The sequence below is a fragment of the Neisseria sp. DTU_2021_1001991_1_SI_NGA_ILE_055 genome (assembly GCF_032342915.1).
In the GTDB taxonomy this organism is placed as follows: domain Bacteria; phylum Pseudomonadota; class Gammaproteobacteria; order Burkholderiales; family Neisseriaceae; genus Neisseria.
In genome coordinates, this window is record NZ_CP135440.1 from 1,524,841 (window position 1) to 1,542,015 (window position 17,175).

The window sequence follows — 17,175 nt, forward strand, 5'->3', positions numbered from 1 at the left end:
CTTATACCTCTAATCCGGGGTCAATTGAGAACAACATGGCAGTAACCAATTGTTTTACATCGTCTTCACGACGTGCATCAATCTCAAAAACCGGTACATTAAAATTATTCTGTGCTAAATATTTTTGATAAACATCTACGCTTGGCAAGGAGCGGATATCCATCTTCGTTACCCCTACAACCAAAGGCGCTTTTTTCAGCAACTCGCGGAACGCATCCAAGAAGAATTGCAAGTCTTTCAATGGGTTGCTTCTTGTATTATCTAAAAGAAGCACTAAGCCCATACTGCCTTGGCTCAGAATTTCCCACATAAAATTAAAACGCTCCTGACCAGGCGTACCATAAAGATGAACCTTGGTTTCCTCATCCAAATGAATGACACCGTAGTCCATTGCCACAGTTGTGTACCCCTTGCGGACAAGTGTCATATCGGATGCGGATGCATCGGTTTGAACCGGCGGTTCATCAGATAAAGCTAAAATTGCAGTGGTTTTACCTACGCCAACAGGACCGGTAAAGATAATTTTATTTTCTTTCATGACGTGTCCTTTACGATTTACCCAGCAACTTACGCATCAGGCGTTGCAACAGGCCGCGAGGTTGTTCTTTAGACGGACCGGCAACTTTTTGAGCCTCTTTGCTCATTGCTGTTTCAGGTACGTCTTTGCTATTCACATCAATCTGTTCATTCAAGGAAGGCGTATTATTCGCATCTGTTGCAAACTCTGTATCTGTCGCCAAAAAGCCTGTTATATATGTTGCCGATAAATAATTCAAAATATCAGGCATCTCTAATGGCATGACTTTATAAAGAACATTCAGATTAACGGATGTCTTCGTCAGAAATGCCGACAGACGCATAGATTCCGGAACATGCGCCAAACGGGTTAAGTTTGGCCAACGCTTGAGCGTAAAGACAGTTTGCGGCGTCATCGGATAAATCAGACGGCCTGATGCAGTCCAAATAGCCATCTGCCACAAGCATGACATAATGGTAACTTTAGCTTTCTCTTTCCATTGCGGATTATCAGGAACAGCCTTACACACAACTGCCAAGTTATCGTTTTTACACAATTTCTCCAACTCATTAGCACTGACTGTCAGCAGCACACGTTGAATGCTGGGAAACACGATCAATATCGGCTTGCCTTCATGCAAGACGGCAATATCTTGGTGTCCTTGACTGGCAAATTTCAGCGCACCCAACAAGCCTTTATTTGGATTAAATCGGCGAATGGTGGCTTTTCTTGCGCCATCGGAATTTGATTGTCCTTTATTCTCTTCAGCCGCTTGTTGTTCAGACGGCTCAAAAACATTCCCGCCCTGAGCCAGGCTGCGCAAAACAGGAAACAAGGTATCGAATTTAACCGGCTTGGCTAAATAAGGAGTCGTTACGGTTGGCAATTCAGAAGAAAACATTGCCACAGGCACTTCCGGATAAATTTTCTTCGACTCTTTCCAAGCTTCTACGCCTGCCGGCGTATCGGTATCAACCAATACCAAATCCGGTTTTTCATCAGAACCAGGAGAAACGATGACGTAATTCGTCGTATTGTGCATTTTAAATGCCATACGGAATACTGCCTGCTGTTGCTCACCCATCTCCTGTAACATAACCCGTATGGTTTTAATTTTTGGTAAATGATTATTCATTACTCGTACTTTCTACGATTATCTTATTTTTTTGAATATTGGTTCATTCGTTGCAAGAGACGGCTCATTGCCAAGACAACCTCTTCAGGCAGACTGACAACACGCTCGCGCAACAAGCGCAGGAATTGCTCCAAACGTCCCCAGTCTTCAACGCGTTCGTACAAATCAAACAAGATAATGTACAGCTGCGATTCTTGAGGATACTGCAAAACAGCCTGTTCCAAAGTACCGATGGCCAAATCCAACTGACCATAGGCCAACAAAGATTCGACTTCTTTCACGGCTTCATCTGCAGGTGAAGAGCTCGCGCTGATGACTGAAGAGTCTTTTTGAACCAACTCACGATATTTGGCTTTCATCTGCAAAGAACTTGGCTGGATATAACCGCGTTTCAAGCCAATCTCTTTAATTTGCTGTTCAGACGGCCCTTTTTCCAAATCATCAAAAATTTCGTGGTAACCAAGGCTATAACCCCAACCAAGCATACGTTCTTTTACTTGACGGCCATATTGGCCCAAAGAGTGGTAAAGCTTCCACAGATGCTTGGCAAACTGCCCTACTTCTTCATTCTGATAATCCAGACGCAAGGCATCGATAATGAGACCAGCAGGTTTCGCAGAAGTTTGGATTGCTTTGTTGTATTGATGCAAAGCAGTCTCGTAACTAATCTTGTCTTTCAGGATTTTTGCACTACGCTCCGGCTTGGCAAAACCAATCACCGCGCCCATCTCTTCAGGGCTGATTTCGCCAAAGTCTTTCTTGCCTAATACGATAGGCGCGCGTTTATCCATACCTGGCACGACAATGCGTTCGGCCAAATCGTTCTCAAAGGCAATATGTTCGTCGGAAGCAACTTCCAAACCGCTTTGTTCGCCAATTTGACGATCCACTTCCTGCATATTCCAACCGAGATGATGTTCGGCAAAAACGCGCAAGCGCAGATTGGTTGAATCCAAAGCCAAACCGGCTTTCAAGTATTCGGCTACGCTGTCTTCAGAAAGGGAAGCACTATGGCGCTCAAGCGTATCTGCCAGCATATCGATATTGCCGACGCGCAGATTCAAACCGATTAATTCATGAACCAGTTTTTCCGGTGCACCATCTTCCAAGGTATTGAGATAACCGGCTAAAGACTCTGCAGCCTTACTCTCATAACCAAATTGTTTATAAACCTGGTATTCGGTCAATGGATCGACTTCTTGTGCAGAAACAGAAGCCGTAGCATTGCTTGAGCCGCTTCCGCCCCATTCCCAGTCTTGATTATCCGCATTGGAAACTGTTTGGTTGACTTTCTCAATCCAGTCGTTTCCATCCTCAGAGGAGGCTGTATGAGCGGCAGATTTATGGCCGCCTTTTGATGCATGTGCGCTTTGTTTGCCTGAGTTGCCTCTTTGTTCACTACTTTGTTTATGACGAACAAAAAACAACACCAGCAAAAAAAGCACCAGCAAAAAAATAGTTAAAAGTTGATAGTTCAAGAACACCTCCCGGTCTTGTGCTGCAAACTGTATTTATTAACATCTGTTGCTTTACGCGCAACTTCAACGTTATGAATTCCCCAAACGAATGATGATAACATGAATGCACTCATTTTTACATTAAAAACCCTACTCACATAAAGGACTTGATACCAATTTACAACTCAAACACACCGATGGATTCAACATGCGAGGTTTGTGCAAACATATTCATGATTCCCGCCACCTTAAACTTATAGCCCTTATCAAACAAGACACCGGCATCCCGTGCAAATGTTGATGGATTGCATGAAACATATACTATCTTCTGAGGCAAAAACGGTTTGTGTAGTGATTTGACAACAGCATAAGCACCGCTTCTCGGCGGATCGAGCAACATCTTGTCAAATTTCCCCCATGACTCGACAGTCTTTTCATCGGTATCGAACAAGTCGGCAACAGAAAACGTCATATTCTCGGCACAACGATTCAGGCGGGCATTTTCCCTTGCCCTATCTACTAAATAATCGGCGCCTTCAATACCGACAACCGATGCGCCACTTTTCGCCAGCGGCAAACTAAAATTGCCTAAACCGCAAAACAGATCGGCAATCCTCTCCCCTTTTTGAGGGTTTAAAAGTCTGACGGCCCTTGCCACCATCACTTCGTTCAATTGCGCATTAATCTGCGTAAAATCACCCGGCTTGTAAGGCATTTCCACGTCAAATTGAGCAAAATTATAGTTCAGAGCAGGCGCATTCTCGGGATAAAACGGCAAGGACTCGGCATGATTCTGCAGCCATATTTGCCATGCTTTTTCAGCACCCGACAATATCTTATCAAACCAATTACGCAATTCGCTTAATATTTGTCCAAACGGTTGATTTACGAAACGAATGTTGAGTACGGTCACATTTCTCCCGCAATAAAACTCAACAAATTTCACTTTTACACCGTCATCATGCAGTTTTTGCAGCAAATTTCGGACATCAGGCAATTTATCGGAAACATGTTTAGGCAAAATAGGACAATGGCGGATATTGACGACATCATGGCTTTTTTTAGCCTGAAAACCGAGTTTCAGACGGCCTTTTTTATCCATTGCAACACTTAAACGTGCCCTATCGCGATAATACCAGGAGAAACCATATAAAGGAGGCAAAATTATCTCCGGCTTGACCTTACCTATCCGTTCCAACTGCTCTTCCAAAATCCGTTGCTTTAATGCAACTTGCGCACCAAAGGAAACATGTTGGAGCGAACAGCCGCCACATGTATCAAAATAGCAACAAGCTGGTTCAACGCGTTCGGAAGAAGGTTTTAAAACCGTTTCGACCTGAGCTTCTGCAAACTGCTTTTTTTCTTTATGAATAGCAAACGTTACACGCTCTCCGGGCAGCGCACCGCCGATGAATACAGTCTTCCCATCGACTCTGGCAACACCCCTGCCCTCATAATCCAAAGAAAAAACTTCCGCCTCTTGATACCGTTCTTTCACACTCATACCGTTTCCGTCAGACAGCCGCTTACCGGCCGTCTGACTGTCTTTCAATACCGAAAGCGCATATTTTCTCACAAAAACACAGAGTTTCAGGTATCATGCGCCAAAAACTTTCATTTCAATCCCTACAAAAAAAGACGACATGAAAAAATTATTCCTTGGCCTGACAGCCGCTCTTCTGACCTCGGCCGCTGCTGCAAACACACTTATTCCAGACGTCTCTCCCGCCTCTTCCGGACAACACGTCGTTATCAATATTACGCAACAGCGTTTGTTCCTCTACGACAACGGCAAACTGAGCAAAATTTATCCTGTTGCCGTCGGCAAAGCCATGACCCAAACCACACTGGGCGAACACAAAATCGGCGCCAAAGCCTACAACCCGGTTTGGCATATCCCTAAATCCATCCAAAAAGAACGCAATGACGGCGTAAAAAGCGTACCGGCGGGCCCGAATAATCCGCTGGGTCCCGTATTTGTCCGTCTTGGCGACCCCAAATTAAGCCTGGGCATTCACGGCACCAATGCCCCTGCCAGCGTGCCCGGCGTCCGCAGCCATGGTTGCGTGCGCATGAAATCGCCTGATGCATTGGAATTCGCCAAAACCATCGCAACAGGTGCTCCCGCCTCCGTTATCTACCAAATGGCAAGCCTGAACGAAGATGCCAACCAAAACTTGTGGCTGGCTGCCTATCGTGACCCATACGACAAGAAAAACCTTGATACGGCTGCCCTGAAAAAAAGCATTGCCGCTTGGGCAAAAGCGCACGGCAAAACCATTCCTGCCGCGCGTGTGGATGCAATCCTGAAAGGACGCACCGGTGCGGCAAACTGTCTGACCTGCGCCAAAGGCGTGAAACTCAAATCGCCTTTGAAATCTTTGGCATGGACCAGCGGCACGGATGCTTACAGCAAACCTAAAGTCATGCCGAAACCGGCTCCTGCTAAAGATGTGGTATTGCCTCAAGGCACTGAAATCGAAGTTGATGCTACCGACGATACAAATAAGGCAGCATCCGAACCGAAACAAAGCGTTCGTCCGACTCCGGTGAAACCGGCAAAACCTGCTGCCAAACCGGCAACCACTCCGGCCGATGCTCCTGCTTCCGCGCCTAAAGCTGCTTCCGAACCGGCTACAGCCCCGGCCTCTGCGCCAGTGAAAGAGGCTCCGGCAAGCAGCGAACCGGAAGATTTGCTGTTCTAAACAGAACAAAACACATAGCCAAAGGCCGTCTGAAACGAATTGTTCAGACGGCCTTTTCGTATTACTGGATATTGGAAATAGATGCCCCTCTTAATTCAGACGGCTTTTTTTCCAAATATTCTGACAAGCCGCGCTCGCGTAAAATACAGCTCGGACATTCATGACAACCGCCGACCACGCCGTTATAACAAGTATGCGTATGCTCGCGAATATAATCCAACACACCCATTTCATCCGCCAATGCCCAAGTTTGCGCTTTGGTTAAATACATCAAGGGCGTGTGGATTTGAAAAGCGTAATCCATGGCCAGATTCAGCGTAACATTCATCGACTTGACGAACACATCGCGACAGTCGGGATAACCGGAAAAGTCGGTTTCGCACACGCCGGCAATGATATGGCGTATCCCCTGCCCTTTGGCGTAAATGGCGGCGTAAAGCAAAAACAAAGCATTGCGCCCATCTACAAATGTATTGGGTAGGCCGTCTGAAGCCGTTTCAATCGCCGCCGTATCATCCATCAAGGCGTTATGCGTAATCTGTTGCATTAGGCTCAAATCGAGCACGGTCTGCTTCACGCCCAAATCTTGGGCAATCCAACGCGCGCGCTCCAATTCGATGGCGTGGCGTTGCCCATATTGAAAAGTGATGGCCTGCACATTTTCACGGCCATAGGTTTGAATTGCCTGAATCAGGCAGGTCGTTGAATCCTGCCCGCCCGAAAAAATAACGAGGGCTTGCTGTTTTTCCATAGTAAATTCCTAGTTTTGTTAACGCGGGAGGTTTGCGAACCGCGTGATTTGAAGATTGACGGATTATAACGGATTTCGTCTATAATCACGGCACTTCATTTTCTTTTATATAGCATAATTATGAGCATCTACGCCCTGAAACCAAAATTTCAAAACCTGTTGCACCCCATTGTTAAGAGACTGTATCAAAAAGGCATTACTGCCAATCAGGTCACCCTGTTTGCCTGCGCTGTTTCCATTTTGATCGGTTTACTTTTAGCATTGTTTGCAGGTGTATCCACATTATTCTGGCTTCTGCCGATCTGGTTGTTTGTCCGTATGGCACTGAATGCGATGGACGGTATGCTGGCACGGGAGTTCGGTCAACAATCGGCATTGGGCGGCTATTTGAATGAAATCACCGACATTGTCGCCGATGCTGCTTTGTATCTGCCTTTTGCCTTTATTGCGCCCTTCGGCGGCGTACAAATTGCCCTGTTTATTTGGTTGGCGGCAATGACTGAGTGTTGCGGCGTTTTGGGGCAAGTTCATGGCAACGGCCGGCGTTATGACGGGCCATTCGGCAAAAGCGACCGTGCATTCTTTATCGGCGCACTGGCCGTATGGTATGCAATTGCCGGCAGCTTCCATTCGACTTTCTATATCCTTATGTGGCTGGCCTGCGCGGCATTGGTTTATACCTGCTACAAACGTGTCATCAATGGCTTGAAGGCCGTCTGAAATTTATCCACGTTCTTGGGTTAATCATCATTGATTAGAGTATTTAAACCCATCAACCTGTTTTACTGAAAACAAGAAGGCCGTCTGAAACCATAAACTATCGGTTTCAGACGGCCTTTTATTCGTCAGCGAAGATAACTTACTGTTTACCCAGTTGACTGTAATCTACCAACATATACTTGGCAGTAATTTTCTGCGAAGCATTGCCTTCGTCGCCCATCAAAATCATCTGCGGCTTGCCGTTAACGGTAATCGAATCGACGGCTTCGACGTTGGTGATGTGTTGCAGATTAGGCAGAGAAATTTTTTGCGGTTCGTCGGTCGGGTTACCGCTCCAAGTCCACAGTTGCGAGAATTTCTGTCCATTCTCATCCTTCACTTCATTGGCAATCACATAGGTTTTCAACACAGGATCATAGTTGAGGGAACGGATACCGCCACCATCAATATCAATCACGGCCACTTCATCAAATTCAGGTTTGGCATTGCGCTCAAACACATCTTTCGGATTGCTGATAAATGCAACCAAAGCCATGTTGTTGAACTCAGGGTCACGGAATCCCAAAACAAGACGTTTTTTCACCGGATCAAACGCCATACCCTCAATATTGATTTCTTCAAAAGAAACTTCAGCCTTGGTTCGCTCGCGAATCAAATCATGCAGCTTGTGGTCGGTTTCCAAGACCTGCGTCAGATTGTCGTAGCTGGTCAGCCCCAACACATTGCCGTCTTGGATTTTAAAGCGCATCAAGTGTTCACGGTCGGGCGAACGGTTACCTTTACGGGTGCGCGAATGTGAAGTCAGTGCGTAGATAAAGCCTTCATCATCGCGCGCCAAAGCCTCCAAGTCACTGAGACGGCGTTTGAAACCGGTAATCACGCGCGTATCCAATGCCTCGTCTTCCACAAACTTGCCCGTTTTATCAATGCTGACAATACTGAACGCATGGTTGGGTTCGTCTTCCGCAATCAACAAATTGCCGTCCGGAAGCTGTTGTACGGCGGAAGGCTCATACACACCGTTAAACATATTGATTCCCAGCGAACGCAGCTCTGCCGCATTGTTGGCCGGCGGTATTAGCAATGACGGCAATGTTTTCACGCCGATAAATGCCACCAGTGAAGCCAGCAAGCCCCAGCGGAATACCGCGTAAGACAAATTGATGTATTTGAACTGTTTGTCCGCCAACAAACCAAGCCAATAAAGATGGTCGCTCATCTTTTCATAGATTTGTTTACGGTCGCCCATAATCTCCTGCATCATTTCCCAATATTGATCTTTTTGCAGTTTCACACGGTCTTCATAAATCAAAATATTGGGTTGGCTGCCGCCAAAAAAGCGCGTTTCGGTACTGCTGAGGCGGGTTTTCAAATCCCGCAGCTTAGAACGGCCACGGATAAAATCCTTCAACCATGTCCGCGCCGCCTGCATTTTGCCGATACGTTCCGGCGAAGCAGAAAGCAATGCAAACACGATAGACGCGGCGGCAGTAATCATAAACGTACTGGCCGGAATCAAAAATTCGGGCGACGATGAAAAAATAAACGCGCCCGAAATCATCAGAGCAGACACGATAAAACCATTCAGCGAAATCATAATATTCGCTTTGGTTGCCGCCAGCGCCAACAATTCCATCTCCGAGCGTACGGCATTGCGGAACATGGTTTCCACGCCCTTATTCGTACCCAACAAATCAGGTGCATTCAAATCTTCGGCTTTATTTTTTTTCTTTTTCGCCTTGTCTTTTTTGCGTTTGGCTTTCTTTTCACTTTTTTCAGACGGCATCTCAGAATGTTCAACTGCTTCCTGACCTTCTACCGCCTCCTGAATTTCTACCGTTTCAGCCGCAACCTCAACTTCGTTTTCAACAGTATTGTTTCGATTACGATCCCAAAAATCAACGTTCTGTTGGGAATCGGCAGATACGCCGCCGTTTAAAGGTTTGTCTCGGTCGCCCATCTGCTTCGGCCGGCCGTCTTCCTTCCAATCATTCAAATCCATATCATGACTCCCAACATCAAACACTTTGAATTAAATGGAAAATAAAAAGCATATTTAGTTCATTTATTTTAGGTAATTTACATGCCGCTTACACTCTTTAAATACCTAAATAGCAAACTGCCGCAGAACCCCAAAGCCCTGCGACAATCCGCCTTGCATCAAAATATTAATAGTCGATGCGTTCTTTAATAATTTTCAAATCAGGATAAGACAAAACAATGTCGTACTCACGACCATCTTTAAAAGCCTCGATATCCAACACAGGCTGGCCTCGACGGCTATCGGCTTCAACATCGTGAACTTGATAGCCGCGTTGCTCCAACATTTTTACGGCTTTAGCACGGTTTTGCTCGAAGTTTTTATCGCTGTAGATTTTGTGTTCGATGTAATCGCTGGCACCGGCAGTAGCGGCAGACAAAGCAACGATGGCGGTCAATAAGAATTTTTTCATGTTTGATTTCCTTTTCAAATGTGTATTCGGGTTTCGATGGATGTATTAAAACACAGTAAAATTAGCAGTTAATTAGTGCTTGGTTAAACGCAGTAAAGGCCATCTGAAAACTATTTTTCAGACGGCCTTCAACCTTAATCGTCAAATTTCAAACGTATTGCCCAAGTGTAAATCCGGAGGGTTAGAAACGATGAAAAGCCTGCAGCGAATATTCACCCAACAAATGGACAAACCATGAACAACTTTTGCGAAATCACCTTTTGCCAACAAATCGGCAGCAACAAACAACACAACCAAGATGCCCTTTTTAACGGAGAGCAAGTGTTTCAATATAAACTCAAAACCGCTGAAACACGTTTTGAAACCCGTCCACGCTTTATCATCGGGATAGCCGACGGCATTTCCAATAGCAATCGTCCCGAAAAAGCCAGCAAATCAGCCATGCACCTATTAAGCCATACAACCAAACTCAGCCGTCAAACCATCAATCATATACAAACCGCTTTATCTAAAGAGTTGGCAGAGGATTATTTTGGTTCCTCAACCACTTTTGTTGCCGCCGAAATCGACCAAACCACCGGTAAAACCAAAATCATCAGCGTAGGCGACAGCCGCGCCTATTTGATTGATACACAAGGAAAATGGAAGCAACTGACCCAAGATCACTCGATACTCTCCGAATTGCTGGATGGTTTATCGGATAAAAAAGAAGAAGGGTTTGCCACCATATATGGCGGCGTTTCTTCTTATCTAGTAGCAGATTATTCCGATTTCCAAGACAAAATGTGCCATGTCGAGCTTACGCTTAAAGCAGGAGAAAGCCTGCTGCTTTGTTCAGACGGCCTAAGTGACGCTCTTTCAGAAGAAATAAGAGAAAAAATTTGGCAACAATATGATAACGATAAGTCCCGTCTGACTGTATTTCGTAAATTAATGGCGAAACAAAGAGTTTATGATGATATGTCGGTAGTAGTTTGCCGATTGTAGTCTATAATGTTTACCTATTTTTCATACTAAGGGGTATCTATATGAGCATAGGAAAAGCAGAAATACTCAAGATTGATGACATATTTAAATTAAATTTGAGTATCCCTAATTATCAAAGACCATACAAATGGACAATTAAAAATGTACAACAATTAATCGATGACCTGCTCCAAAATTTTAGAGAGGGGAAAAAAATATACCGCATCGGAACAATTGTTTTAAATAAGGATAAAGACTGTTCTAAAATATCTGAAATAGTAGATGGCCAACAGCGGCTTATTACACTCTCGTTATTGCTTCATAAACTGGGGAAGGATGTGTCTCTTTTAAAGGAAAAACCGAATCATAGCATCAGCAAAAATAATATTACAACGAACTATAATTTTCTTAAAAACTATAATTTCACAAATGAATTTAAGGATTACCTCCTTAACAGGTGTGAAATAGTTTGAGACCTTTACAAAATTCCTCAAAATCCCCTAAATTCCCACAAAGACATTTAGGGGATTTTTCATGAGTACCTTCTTCCAGCAAACCGCACAAGCCATGATTGCCAAACACATCGACCGCTTCCCGCTATTGAAGTTGGATCAGGTGATTGATTGGCAACCGATCGAACAATACCTGAATTGTCAAAAAATCCGTTACCTCCGAGACCACCGCGGCCGTCCCGCCTATCCCCTGTTGTCCATGTTCAAAGCCGTCCTGCTCGGACAATGGCACAGCCTCTCCGATCCCGAACTCGAACACAGCCTCATCACCCGCATCGATTTCAACCTGTTTTGCCGTTTTGACGAACTGAGCATCCCCGATTACAGCACCTTATGCCGCTACCGCAACTGGCTGGCGCAAGACAACACCCTGTCCGAACTACTGGAACTGATCAACCGCCAACTGACCGAAAAAGGCCTAAAAATAGAGAAAGCATCCGCCGCCGTCGTTGATGCCACTATTATTCAGACCGCCGGCAGCAAACAGCGCCAGGCCATAGAAGTCGACGAGGAAGGACAAGTCAGCGGCCAAGCCACACCGAGTAAAGACAGCGATGCCCGTTGGATAAAGAAAAACGGCCTCTACAAACTCGGTTACAAACAACATACCCGTACCGATGCGGAAGGCTATATCGAGAAACTGCACATTACCCCAGCCAATGCCCATGAGTGCAAACACCTGTCGCCTTTGTTGGAAGGTCTGCCCAAAGGTACGACCGTCTATGCCGATAAAGGCTATGACAGTGAGGAAAACCGGCAACATCTGGAAGAGCATCGGTTACAGGACGGCATTATGCGCAAAGCCTACCGCAACCGTCCGCTGACGGAAGCGCAAACCAAACGTAACCGATATTTGTCGAAGACCCGTTATGTGGTCGAACAAAGCTTCGGTACGCTGCACCGTAAATTCCGCTATGCGCGGGCAGCCTATTTCGGGCTGATCAAAGTGAGTGCGCAAAGCCATCTGAAGGCGATGTGTTTGAACCTGTTGAAAGCCGCCAACAGGCTAAGTGTGCCTGTTGCTGCCTAAAAGACGGCCCGGATGCCTGATTAATCAGGTATCCAAGGAGGATTAAGGGGGGGATTTGGGTAGAATCAGTGGATATTTGAAACAAAAACAGCCGAAAATCTTTGTTTGGATCTCGGCTGTCGGAAGGAAAGGAATTTTGCAAAGGTCTCGGTTTGTATTGAATTAAATGACTTAGATGAGGCTTTTCAATTTTTTGATTCACAAAATGCCAGAGGCAAACCTTTAGAATCTTATGACCTCTTAAAAGCCTATCATTTAAGAGACATGAGGGATAAAGACGAGAAGGTCATTCACCAATGTGTCGAACGCTGGGAAAAATCTGCAATGTCTAACGATATGAATAATTTAGATAAAATTATCAACTATATCTTATTTAGACTTCGCCGCTGGCATTACAAAGAGAATGCAGAAATATTTACATCAGATGAATTAGATACATTTAAAGGCGTTCATGAAAAAGTTGATTATCCTTACTTACACGGAATATTAGCTACTCATACCATACAAAAATTATTACATGAAAATCCATTTTTATATCGATCGATATCAGAATTTCAGGCCACACAAGTGCTAATCAATGGAAAATATTTCTTTGATTATATTGAATATTATACAGCCATCTATGAAAAACTATTCAAAGAAAAGGATGGATTGTTAGATAAAATTCATTCTATTAATGGAATTGATTTAGAAAAAGGAGTAATGACTTTTTTAAACAATCATAAATACAGCTATCGAACTGGTGATAAATACATTAGAAATTTATTTGAATGTACCGTATTGTTCTACTTTGATAAATTTGGAGAAAGCCATTTTGAAGAATTTATAACAAAAGCTTTTCTATGGGCTTACCGTACTCGGGTAGAATATCAGCGCATCACCTTCACGACCATTGAGATTAAGAAGGCTCATGCTCCAGCCGGATTAATTTCTTATATTGAAAGATCCATTACTCCCGAACAAGTAATGAGTTTTATTCAAAAAACTGAAAAAGTTAAATTTTCAGAACATGTAGACAGTACAATAAAAGAGATTTTGGAAATTAAAGATGAAAACAAATAATGATTACGTAAAAACATTAACCATAAATGAATTATTGAATAAAGACAAATATATTATTCCTATTTATCAACGTAATTACGCATGGGGAGATGATGAAATCAGCCTTCTTATTCAAGACCTATGGAATGCAAAAAATAAGAATAATTATTATATTGGCAGCTTAGTCATTTATAAAAGAGGAAATGGAGGTTTAGAAGTCATAGATGGACAACAACGATTGACCACACTGACTTTAATCATGCACTACTTAAAATCAATGCACTACTTAAAATCAATGCACTACTTAAAATCAGATACCTTTGTTAGAAATGTATACTTTGAGCATAGAAATGACTCCGACTATGCCTTAGGACATCTTGACTCTGACTCCATACCTGATGTTTTTAAAAATGCTTTAAAATCAATAAAAAAATATTGGGAAACTGAGAGAACAGAAAAAGAAGGAATGTGTTTGGCAGAGTTCTTACAAGAAAACGTCAAAATTATTAGAACCGAAGTACCCGAAGACACCGACCTCAATCATTACTTTGAAATTATGAATACGCGGGGAGAACAATTAGAAAAACATGAGATTATCAAGGCTGCTTTAATGGAGGTTTTAGACACAGATAGTGAACGCTCTATTTTCGCCAAAATTTGGGATGCGTGTTCTGACATGAGCCGATATGTTGTAATAGGAATTAACCCGCCACTTAGAGAAAATATTTTTGGCAAGAATTGGGAAAATACTATCCCAAAAAAATTTAATGAAATTATTGAGAATATTGCTAATGCAGAAAAGACTCAACATTCAGATAACGGCCCCGCAAATGAAGAACAATCAATTCTTCAATTAATAATAGACGATAAGGAGCATCCCCACCCTTCACAGGAAAAAGAAAACGGGCTGACAGATGGGCGTTTTAATTCTGTTATTGATTTCCCTAACTTCTTAATGCATATCTTGAAAATTTATCTAGAAAAATTTCCTACCGGCATTAACAAAGTTACCTTTAAAGGAATTCCTCTAGATGAAAAAGAACTTTTGCATGCTTTTGACAATGAAGACTGGAACAAAGAAAAGATCGTAAATTTCATAGATATATTGCTATCTTGTCGGCATTTATTTGATAAATATATTATTAAATCAAATTCATCACACTCAGAAAATGAGCATTGGTCTTTACAGAAAATTAAAAACAAATCAAATAAGTATTACTATAAAAATGTTTTTAGTGACGATAATAATGATTCCGATGATTCCGATAATTCCGATGATACTGAAGAAACTAATGATAAAACTAAGAACGCAATAATGTTGCTCTCTATGTTTCATGTTTCTAATCCATCCCGAATCTATAAAAACTGGCTATATGCTACATTGCGTTGGTTATTCGAGAATAAGAAAAGTATTACTCAAGAGACATATATTCAGTTTCTTGAAAATCTTTGTGATAAATTTTATTTTGAAAACAACTGCAATGAAAACAGGGATTTTATGAAAATTATCTTACATGATAATTACACCGCCCCTTCAGTACATAAGTCTTGGAATGATGGAGTAAACGTCCCAAATTTTGTATTTAATCGATTGGATTATCAATTATGGAAATATCAAGACAAGGTAGAGGTCTTTTCAGCTATTGACCAATCTAAACAATCTATCTGGAAAAATTTTAGATTTAGTTTTAGAAGCTCGGTTGAGCACCATTACCCACAAAATCCCTCTCAAGATTTTGGTCTAGATAAATTAGATACAAATGTCTTAGATAATTTTGGCAATCTATATTTGTTATCTCAAAGTAAAAATTCCAGTTTCAGTAATAAACTTCCAGATTGGAAACGGCAGTATTACAAAGAAAAGGATACTTATGATAGCTTAAAACAAGCTATTATGATGAGTTACGAAAACTGGACAGAAAGCGAGATAAAAGATCATGAGAAAAAAATGCTAAAAATCTTAAACAAACCACTGACTGACTCATCGTATCAACCATAATCGGCACTTAACATTTCTCTCCATCATTGCATTCGTCCGTCTATCGGATAATCATTGCATTTATTCGATATGTCATGATACTGTTCAAAAAATATGACTATTAGGAGTTTCTCATGTCCGAACAGCAAAAATTCTTTTCAACCCAAGACGGGACTTCGCTTTTCTACCGCTATCGCCCTGCTGCCGACGGTTCTTCCGATAAAGCCATTGTGCTGTTTCATCGTGGGCATGAGCATTCCGGTAGAATGATGTTTGTGGCGGATGAGCTGGGTTTTGATGATTTTTCCTATTTCGCTTGGGACGCGCGCGGTCATGGTTACAGCCCCGGTGAACGTGGCGATAGTCCGAGTATTGGCACTTCGGTTGCCGATGTAGATGATTTTATCCGACACATTCAAAGCGAATACGGCATCAAACCTGAAAACATCTGCGTGATTGCGCAAAGTGTCGGCGCGGTATTGGTTTCTACTTGGTTGCACGATTACGCGCCGAAAATCCGTTGCGCCGTATTGGCTTCGCCTGCGTTCAAAGTCAAACTCTATGTTCCGTTTGCCCGTACCGGTTTGAAACTCATGCAAAAATGGCGTGGCAATTTCTTTGTCAACAGCTACGTCAAAGCCCACTATCTGACCCACAATGTCGAACGTCAAAAAAGCTACGACAACGATCCGCTTATCGCCCGCGCTATTTCCGTTCGTATCCTGCTGGGTTTATATGAAGCGGCCGAACGTGTAGTCGCCGATGCACAAGCGATTACTACGCCTGTACAACTGTTGATTTCAGGCAGCGATTGGGTCGTTCATCACAAACCGCAACATGATTTCTACAATCGTTTGGGCAGCCATATTAAAGAGCGCCATATCCTGCCCGGTTTCTACCACGATACTCTAGGCGAGCAAGACCGTGAAATTGCGTTTGTAGAAATGCGCCGTTTTATCCGCGAGCGTTTCAACCAACCTTTGCAACCAGTTGATTTAACCCAAGCCCATTTGCACAGCGACAGCCGCCGCGAAGCTGACGAACTGGCTACGCCTTTGCCTATTTATTCGCCACGCGGCGCATTTTGGGCAATATATCGAGCCTCGCTCAAACTGGGTTCGCGCTGGAGTGAAGGCTTGAGAATCGGTCAAGAAACAGGTTTTGATTCAGGCAGCACGCTGGATTACGTCTACCGCAATCAACCGCAAGGCAGCAATGCTTTCGGTGTATGGGTGGACAAATACTATCTCAACGCCATCGGCTGGCGCGGCATCCGCCAACGCAAAGTCAATATCGGCAAAGCCATTCAGACGGCCTCAGCCAAACTGCGTGAAGCAGGGAAACCTGTACACGTTTTGGATATTGCATCCGGTCATGGCCGCTATGTATTGGATGCCCTGACTACCGATACGTTGCCTGATTCCGTACGCTTGCGCGATTACAGCCCGATTAATGTCGAAGCCGGACGCAAACTGATTGCCGAGCGCGGCTTGCAAGAGACGGTAACCTTCAATGAAGTCAATGCCTACGACCGCGCCAATTATCACGATTTGCAGCCGCGTCCAACGCTGGGCATCGTCTCCGGCCTGCACGAATTGTTTGCCGACAACGATTTGATTTTGAACTCACTCTACGGCTTCGGCGAAGCCATTGAAACCGGCGGCTACCTGATCTATACCGGCCAGCCGTGGCATCCGCAACTGGAAATGATTGCCCGCGCCCTGACCAGCCACAAAGCAGGCAGCCCAAACTGGGTAATGCGCCGCCGCAGCCAACAGGAAATGGATCAGTTGGTTGAAAAAGCTGGTTTTGAAAAAATCCATCAATGGATAGACGAAGACGGTATTTTCACCGTGAGCTTGGCAGTGAAGAAATAAAAATAAAGGCCGTCTGAACATTTTTTAACTTTC

The 17,175-nt window shown here is 43.7% G+C and carries 15 protein-coding genes and 1 riboswitch; of the genes, 8 read left to right on the plus strand and 7 right to left on the minus strand.

Annotation, left to right across the window (positions count from 1 at the left end; all coding sequences use genetic code 11):
• Position 1: 1 nt before the first annotated feature.
• The 4 genes from RRV97_RS07160 to rlmD all read right to left on the minus strand — a co-directional run bounded on the left by RRV97_RS07160 (position 2) and on the right by rlmD (position 4,613).
• Positions 2-538 carry an ATP/GTP-binding protein gene (locus tag RRV97_RS07160; protein WP_315611123.1) on the minus strand — a complete coding sequence of 179 codons (537 nt, stop codon included), beginning with the start codon at positions 536-538 and terminating at the stop codon, positions 2-4.
• Positions 539-548: 10 nt separating this feature from the next.
• Positions 549-1,652 carry a response regulator gene (locus tag RRV97_RS07165; protein ID WP_315115773.1) on the minus strand — a complete coding sequence of 368 codons (1,104 nt, stop codon included), beginning with the start codon at positions 1,650-1,652 and terminating at the stop codon, positions 549-551.
• Positions 1,653-1,675: 23 nt separating this feature from the next.
• A complete protein-coding gene (locus RRV97_RS07170; protein WP_315612249.1) occupies positions 1,676-3,163 on the minus strand; it encodes a 23S rRNA methyltransferase in 1,488 nt (495 codons plus the stop codon).
• A 124-nt stretch (positions 3,164-3,287) separates the two neighbouring features.
• Entirely contained in the window at positions 3,288-4,613 is a 1,326-nt protein-coding gene (rlmD, locus tag RRV97_RS07175; RefSeq protein WP_315611124.1) for a 23S rRNA (uracil(1939)-C(5))-methyltransferase RlmD, read from the minus strand.
• Between the two features lie 139 nt (positions 4,614-4,752).
• Between rlmD and RRV97_RS07180 the strand changes: the two genes are divergently transcribed.
• Complete coding sequence (locus tag RRV97_RS07180; RefSeq protein ID WP_315611125.1) at positions 4,753-5,814, plus strand: L,D-transpeptidase; 1,062 nt, start codon at positions 4,753-4,755, stop codon at positions 5,812-5,814.
• Positions 5,815-5,875: 61 nt separating this feature from the next.
• Here the strand turns inward: RRV97_RS07180 and queC are convergent, their stop codons facing one another.
• Positions 5,876-6,565, minus strand: coding sequence for a 7-cyano-7-deazaguanine synthase QueC (gene queC, locus RRV97_RS07185; RefSeq protein WP_315611126.1), 690 nt, complete (start codon positions 6,563-6,565; stop codon positions 5,876-5,878).
• Positions 6,566-6,568: 3 nt separating this feature from the next.
• Positions 6,569-6,614: riboswitch (PreQ1 riboswitch) on the minus strand.
• A gap of 71 nt (positions 6,615-6,685) precedes the next feature.
• On the opposite strand from queC, the gene RRV97_RS07190 reads away from it, so the two are divergent.
• Positions 6,686-7,285 (plus strand): CDP-alcohol phosphatidyltransferase family protein, encoded by a 600-nt coding sequence (locus tag RRV97_RS07190; RefSeq protein ID WP_315611127.1) that lies wholly within the window; start codon positions 6,686-6,688, stop codon positions 7,283-7,285.
• 139 nt (positions 7,286-7,424) lie between these two features.
• Here RRV97_RS07190 and RRV97_RS07195 read toward each other — a convergent pair whose 3' ends face one another.
• Positions 7,425-9,287 carry a Pycsar system effector family protein gene (locus RRV97_RS07195; protein ID WP_315611128.1) on the minus strand — a complete coding sequence of 621 codons (1,863 nt, stop codon included), beginning with the start codon at positions 9,285-9,287 and terminating at the stop codon, positions 7,425-7,427.
• Positions 9,288-9,453: 166 nt separating this feature from the next.
• Complete coding sequence (locus RRV97_RS07200; RefSeq protein WP_003684382.1) at positions 9,454-9,738, minus strand: PepSY domain-containing protein; 285 nt, start codon at positions 9,736-9,738, stop codon at positions 9,454-9,456.
• A 234-nt stretch (positions 9,739-9,972) separates the two neighbouring features.
• Between RRV97_RS07200 and RRV97_RS07205 the strand changes: the two genes are divergently transcribed.
• The 6 genes from RRV97_RS07205 (at position 9,973) to RRV97_RS07230 (ending at position 17,142) form a co-directional block, all read left to right on the plus strand.
• A complete protein-coding gene (locus tag RRV97_RS07205; RefSeq protein ID WP_315611129.1) occupies positions 9,973-10,725 on the plus strand; it encodes a PP2C family protein-serine/threonine phosphatase in 753 nt (250 codons plus the stop codon).
• Positions 10,726-10,766: 41 nt separating this feature from the next.
• The gene (locus RRV97_RS07210; protein WP_315611130.1) at positions 10,767-11,177 is read left to right on the plus strand and encodes a DUF262 domain-containing protein; all 411 of its coding nucleotides are present in this window, start codon (positions 10,767-10,769) and stop codon (positions 11,175-11,177) included.
• Between the two features lie 61 nt (positions 11,178-11,238).
• Positions 11,239-12,246, plus strand: coding sequence for an IS5 family transposase (locus RRV97_RS07215; RefSeq protein WP_315611114.1), 1,008 nt, complete (start codon positions 11,239-11,241; stop codon positions 12,244-12,246).
• 105 nt (positions 12,247-12,351) lie between these two features.
• Complete coding sequence (locus tag RRV97_RS07220; RefSeq protein ID WP_315611131.1) at positions 12,352-13,308, plus strand: hypothetical protein; 957 nt, start codon at positions 12,352-12,354, stop codon at positions 13,306-13,308.
• Positions 13,295-15,286, plus strand: a complete 1,992-nt coding sequence (locus RRV97_RS07225) for a DUF262 domain-containing HNH endonuclease family protein (protein WP_315611132.1) — start codon at positions 13,295-13,297, stop codon at positions 15,284-15,286. Before RRV97_RS07220 ends, RRV97_RS07225 begins: the two co-directional genes overlap by 14 nt.
• A 113-nt stretch (positions 15,287-15,399) precedes the next feature.
• Complete coding sequence (locus RRV97_RS07230) at positions 15,400-17,142, plus strand: bifunctional alpha/beta hydrolase/class I SAM-dependent methyltransferase (protein WP_315611133.1); 1,743 nt, start codon at positions 15,400-15,402, stop codon at positions 17,140-17,142.
• The last annotated feature ends 33 nt before the right edge of the window (positions 17,143-17,175 follow it).

Coding starts and splice junctions, on each gene's coding strand:
- RRV97_RS07160 (WP_315611123.1), bottom strand. CDS start 538: ATGAAAGAAAATAAAATTATCTTTACCGGTCCTGTTGGCGTAGGTAAA.
- RRV97_RS07165 (WP_315115773.1), bottom strand. CDS start 1,652: ATGAATAATCATTTACCAAAAATTAAAACCATACGGGTTATGTTACAG.
- rlmD (WP_315611124.1), bottom strand. CDS start 4,613: ATGAGTGTGAAAGAACGGTATCAAGAGGCGGAAGTTTTTTCTTTGGAT.
- RRV97_RS07180 (WP_315611125.1), top strand. CDS start 4,753: ATGAAAAAATTATTCCTTGGCCTGACAGCCGCTCTTCTGACCTCGGCC.
- queC (WP_315611126.1), bottom strand. CDS start 6,565: ATGGAAAAACAGCAAGCCCTCGTTATTTTTTCGGGCGGGCAGGATTCA.
- RRV97_RS07190 (WP_315611127.1), top strand. CDS start 6,686: ATGAGCATCTACGCCCTGAAACCAAAATTTCAAAACCTGTTGCACCCC.
- RRV97_RS07195 (WP_315611128.1), bottom strand. CDS start 9,287: ATGGATTTGAATGATTGGAAGGAAGACGGCCGGCCGAAGCAGATGGGC.
- RRV97_RS07200 (WP_003684382.1), bottom strand. CDS start 9,738: ATGAAAAAATTCTTATTGACCGCCATCGTTGCTTTGTCTGCCGCTACT.
- RRV97_RS07205 (WP_315611129.1), top strand. CDS start 9,973: ATGAACAACTTTTGCGAAATCACCTTTTGCCAACAAATCGGCAGCAAC.
- RRV97_RS07210 (WP_315611130.1), top strand. CDS start 10,767: ATGAGCATAGGAAAAGCAGAAATACTCAAGATTGATGACATATTTAAA.
- RRV97_RS07215 (WP_315611114.1), top strand. CDS start 11,239: ATGAGTACCTTCTTCCAGCAAACCGCACAAGCCATGATTGCCAAACAC.
- RRV97_RS07225 (WP_315611132.1), top strand. CDS start 13,295: ATGAAAACAAATAATGATTACGTAAAAACATTAACCATAAATGAATTA.
- RRV97_RS07230 (WP_315611133.1), top strand. CDS start 15,400: ATGTCCGAACAGCAAAAATTCTTTTCAACCCAAGACGGGACTTCGCTT.